General features: G+C 61.4%; 3 protein-coding genes and 1 pseudogene. All 4 read left to right on the top strand.

Going from position 1 to position 3,643, the window contains the following annotated elements; translation table 11 throughout:
* The first annotated feature begins 464 nt into the window (after positions 1-464).
* The gene (locus ACSLTV_RS35900; protein ID WP_435613709.1) at positions 465-908 is read left to right on the top strand and encodes a hypothetical protein; all 444 of its coding nucleotides are present in this window, start codon (positions 465-467) and stop codon (positions 906-908) included.
* 9 nt (positions 909-917) lie between these two features.
* Complete coding sequence (locus tag ACSLTV_RS35905) at positions 918-2,726, top strand: alpha/beta hydrolase (RefSeq protein WP_435613710.1); 1,809 nt, start codon at positions 918-920, stop codon at positions 2,724-2,726.
* A 146-nt stretch (positions 2,727-2,872) separates the two neighbouring features.
* Positions 2,873-3,334 (top strand): hypothetical protein, encoded by a 462-nt coding sequence (locus ACSLTV_RS35910; RefSeq protein ID WP_435613711.1) that lies wholly within the window; start codon positions 2,873-2,875, stop codon positions 3,332-3,334.
* A 66-nt stretch (positions 3,335-3,400) separates the two neighbouring features.
* Positions 3,401-3,643, top strand: a pseudogene (locus tag ACSLTV_RS35915) (hypothetical protein); the annotation flags it as partial.

The raw sequence follows: 3,643 nt of genomic DNA on the forward strand, positions 1-3,643 counted from the left end.
GGACGAGTACCCGCTGCCGGACCTCGCAGCGGCAGACACACCGTCGGCCTCTACCGGGCCGACCGGTGCCAACCCCCCAGCCCCCTCCAAGGACACCGACCTCTCCTGGCTGCCGATCGGCATCGGAGCAGTCACCGTAGCGGCTCTCGCCATAACAGCAACAGGCATCTTTCGCAGGCGTCGCAGATTCATCGCCCCCTCACCCACGCCTTCCTCTCCGGACGGGCCTCCGCACCCCCATGCGCTCACCGGCTTCGGGCCGCCCCCGGCCATGCCGCCCTCCTCCCCACCGCCCAACCGAGGTACTGACACCGTCTGAGTACGCCTACTCAGCCGCCCTGGTGGCCCACGCGGATGGGGCGTCCCATCGGGGCCGCTACCTTACGACTTGATCACCACGCAATCGCACACACGCGCTCCCGGAGGCGACAGAGCGCGCCCGGCGAAAACAGGAGGGTCCACGCATGGCGTGGGATGAGTGGGAAGAGCTCAAGGGCACGGCACTCGCTCGAAGCTCCCCGCAGATGCAACTGAATCACGTGCCCATCGACCCGGCGGAGGGCACGGGCACAATGGTGTCCGACAAGCCGGTGTGGTCAAAGGCAGGCCAAGATGTTGGCGCAGTTTGTGAGGACATCGACAAGGCGTTGGTAGCACTCTCTGGCGGCCAGGAAGGCCTCACGGCGGACTTCGACTGCCAGACGTCAGGTGCCCAGAAATTGGTCCACGAGTCCTGGGAGCGCTACATCAACAGCGTCAGTGCCCGGTGCGAAAAGCTCGCCACACTCTTCCAGAAGGCGGGCAGCGACCTACTGAAGACCGACGAAGCAATCATGATCGAAATCGGCAATTTGAAGCTGGAGTACGCGGATACACCGGCCGTCGGCGGCCAAGGCAAGAGGCGGTAACCACAAGCCATGAACCTGGCAGCGCTCCAACGTCTCCAACCGACCGAGTACTTCCAAGCAGCCAGCGGATACCGCAGCACCGCCGACATGGCCAGCGCTGCGAAGGACCACGTGGGGACCCAGATCGTCGCAGCGATGAGACACTCGCTGAAGGGTGAGGCCGCGGAGGCGGCAGTCGGGCAACTGATAGAACTGGCCGAGAACTTCCACTACGTACAGCTGGAATGTGGACTCGCCAGCACTGCCCTTGAGGCGTTCGCGCACGAGATGAAAGCCGTCAAGAGGAAACTCAATAATGCTCTGGCTGATGCCAAGGCAGCGGGTCTCACGGTGAATTCCGATGGTTCAGTCACTTATCCACCCGGTGGAGAGAAGGACGAGGGTGGAAAAACTCCTGCAGGGGGCACGGTCACCGGCCTGACGGACGACACGGCTTCTGCCGTGGGCCGTCAGGCAGCAAACATCGACCCCAATCCCAACCACGGCCCTGCACGAGACTGCGCGGACCGCATCGCTGCAGCCCTTGAGGAGGCGACAGAGGTTGATGTGAAGTGGGCTCCGAAGTTGCGTGCGTTGCGGGCCGACGACGACCTGACCGTCAGCGACGACGACTGGTCGGATGTATTCACGGACACCAAAGGTTTGCAAGCAGCAGGCACGGAATATCTCGGCTCACTGCCACAACCCCCCAAGGACGGGGATCCGAAGTCCAACGCGCAGTGGTGGCAGGAACTGGACCCGGATCAGCAGGCCGCATGGCTATCTATGCGACCCGATTCGGTAGGTGCACTCGACGGACTGCCGTCCGCGGTCCGGGACGAAGCCAACCGGATAATATTCGCCGATGCACGTAGCGCCGCCCAAACGGAACTGGACGCATGGATGGCAAAGGAACCACAACCGGCCTACCAGCTAGTCCATAGCGTCAATGCTCTCACCGGCGAGGAGGTGGAAGAAAAGATCTATTCGGAGGAATGGAGACAATGGGACATGAAGCGGAATGAGCTGCAAAAACCGGTAGATGGCATGCAGGCGATCCAGGACCGCTTCAACGCAACCGGCAAGAATGGTCTGCCTGAGGCATACTTGCTCAGCTTCAGTCCCGAAGGGGATGGTCGGGTAATCATCGCCAACGGAAACCCGGACACTGCCGATCATCAGGCAGTGTACGTGCCGGGTACGACTTCAAACCTTTCGAATATCGAAGGCAACATTAACCGGATGGTCGGTGTCTGGCGGGAAGCTGATGCCAAATCCGGCGGGGAAAGTGTTTCCACGATTACCTGGCTCGGCTATGACGCACCTGACAGCGTGGCCAAAGATGCACCGTTCAGTCACTACGCATACGACGGTGCGCCGGCATTCAACCGGTTCTTGGATGGGCTCGACGCGTCGCACGGTGGCGCTTCGGATCCACATCGCACCGTGATAGGCCACTCGTATGGGTCCACCCTCGTTGGAGCTGCAGCCGAGACGGGGCAGCTCAACGCCGACGACGTCATTTTCGCGGGCAGCCCAGGCGTCCGGGTTTCCGGCGCCGATGAGATGGACGTCCCTCAGGGGCATGTCTGGAACGAGGAGGCCGAGGGAGACCCCGTTCCGGACCTCGGCCGCTGGGGCCACGGCGGTGACCGCTTCGTCACCCCCAGCGATCCGAATTTCGGAGCAAACCAGATGGCCACGGACACCGAGGGACACAGCGGTTACTGGGACGGAGACGAGGCGGGCCCATCCCAGAGTCTGCTGAATCAGGCTCTGGTCGTTGTCGGTAAGGGTGATGACGTGCCACTGCGGATGCCGCGCCCCTTGCTTATGTGAAGCCGCGACCGGAATGCCCTAGAAAAATGACGCGCCGATGATCCCTCGATCTAGGCAATGAAGTAAGGCTTCATGACGTGAAGAGAAAGTTCAGCGCTCTGGCGCTTCCAGTACCCATTTACCTCGTCACCCTCACTGGATGCAGCATGACCGACACCCGCTCTCATGAAGTTCCGTTCGCTGGCACAAGCACGTCACGTGACGCTTCGGATGCCATGGGAAAGCTATCCAGTGGCATCTACGACCTGATTGGCGTCAGGGGAAAGGCTTCTGATAGTCACCCAGGAGTCATGGACTGCCCGGGCAAAGACACGAAGACATACTTTCGGATCTTCCACCCATGGAGCTTCTATCCTGCCTCAGCAAGCGACCTGGATGTTGCGATGGAGCGACTCAAGGAGGGACTGTCCAAGAATGGGTGGGAAATCATCACCTACGGCCCGGACACCAGCAAGAACCAAAACATCAAGCTGGTCGCCGACAACGACAACAAGAAAGCTAGCGTGAAAATTATCAAAATGGCGAAAAACGACCCAGCGATGCTGAGCCTTGACGTCGTTTCCGGCTGCTACAAGGTTCCGGACGGTGAAGAGGTCGAACGCTTCTGATATCCGGGGTCTTGACAGAACCTCACGGGCTCACCGGCAGGCCTCGACAAGGTCGCCCAGCCCCAGTTGGTTGGCGCCAAGTTCAGCGACGGCGCATGGGCGGAGGCGGCCGGCCTGCATACGGCGTACGAGACGGTGATCACCGAGCTGGAGAACCTCTCCAAGCTGCTCTCGGACTGCGTGGAGGGCATGAGCAGCGTCGTCCATGCCTTGCACAACCGCCTGGCGACACCCCGTCCGGCAACGAAGCGGGAGGCACCATCTGATGACGGGCAACACCCCCGGGACCGGCTCCACCCCGTTCGAGAA

This window comes from Streptomyces sp. bgisy159, from assembly GCF_965341775.1.
In the GTDB taxonomy this organism is placed as follows: Bacteria; Actinomycetota; Actinomycetes; order Streptomycetales; family Streptomycetaceae; genus Streptomyces.

What these genes read in the sequence shown, in the direction of transcription:
- ACSLTV_RS35900 (WP_435613709.1), top strand. Translation starts at nt 465, where the DNA reads ATGGCGTGGGATGAGTGGGAAGAGCTCAAGGGCACGGCACTCGCTCGA.
- ACSLTV_RS35905 (WP_435613710.1), top strand. Translation starts at nt 918, where the DNA reads ATGAACCTGGCAGCGCTCCAACGTCTCCAACCGACCGAGTACTTCCAA.
- ACSLTV_RS35910 (WP_435613711.1), top strand. Translation starts at nt 2,873, where the DNA reads ATGACCGACACCCGCTCTCATGAAGTTCCGTTCGCTGGCACAAGCACG.